This is a genomic window from Colwellia hornerae (assembly GCF_007954355.1).
Classification (GTDB): Bacteria; Pseudomonadota; Gammaproteobacteria; order Enterobacterales; family Alteromonadaceae; genus Colwellia_A; species Colwellia_A hornerae.
This window is the reverse complement of record NZ_VOLR01000096.1, coordinates 1-559: the sequence shown is the minus strand read 5'-3', so window position 1 is coordinate 559 and position 559 is coordinate 1. Positions and strand designations below refer to the sequence as shown.

Below are 559 nucleotides of genomic sequence, written 5' to 3'. Positions count from 1 at the left end.
CTGACGACCTGATTTTAAACTTTTATCTTAAGTTGGTTGCGGGAGCCAGATTTGAACTGACGACCTTCGGGTTATGAGCCCGACGAGCTACCAGACTGCTCCATCCCGCGTCCGAATGTCCTAATAGGTTCTTAGGAAAGCCAAGTTGTTTTAATTCAAACTTAAGAATTTGCTTTTTATACTTAAGCGTAAGTTGGTTGCGGGTGCCCATATCTTTCGAAAGGGAACTGACGACCTGATTTTAAACTTTTATCTTAAGTTGGTTGCGGGAGCCAGATTTGAACTGACGACCTTCGGGTTATGAGCCCGACGAGCTACCAGACTGCTCCATCCCGCGTCCGAATGTCCTAATAGGTTCTTAGGAAAGCCAAGTTGTTTTAATTCAAACTCAAGAATTTGCTTTTTATACTTAAGCTTAAGTTGGTTGCGTGAGCCCATATCTTTCGAAAGGGAACTGACGACCTGATTTTAAACTTTTATCTTAAGTTGGTTGCGGGAGCCAGATTTGAACTGACGACCTTCGGGTTATGAGCCCGACGAGCTACCAGACTGCTCCATC

At 44.4% G+C, this 559-nt stretch carries 2 tRNA genes; both read right to left on the bottom strand.

Features of this window, described 5'->3' with window-relative positions:
- Window positions 1-33: 33 nt before the first annotated feature.
- A tRNA-Met gene (locus tag ESZ26_RS19120) sits at window positions 34-110 on the bottom strand.
- Between the two features lie 150 nt (window positions 111-260).
- Window positions 261-337 (bottom strand) — tRNA-Met (locus ESZ26_RS19115).
- Between the last annotated feature and the right edge of the window lie 222 nt (window positions 338-559).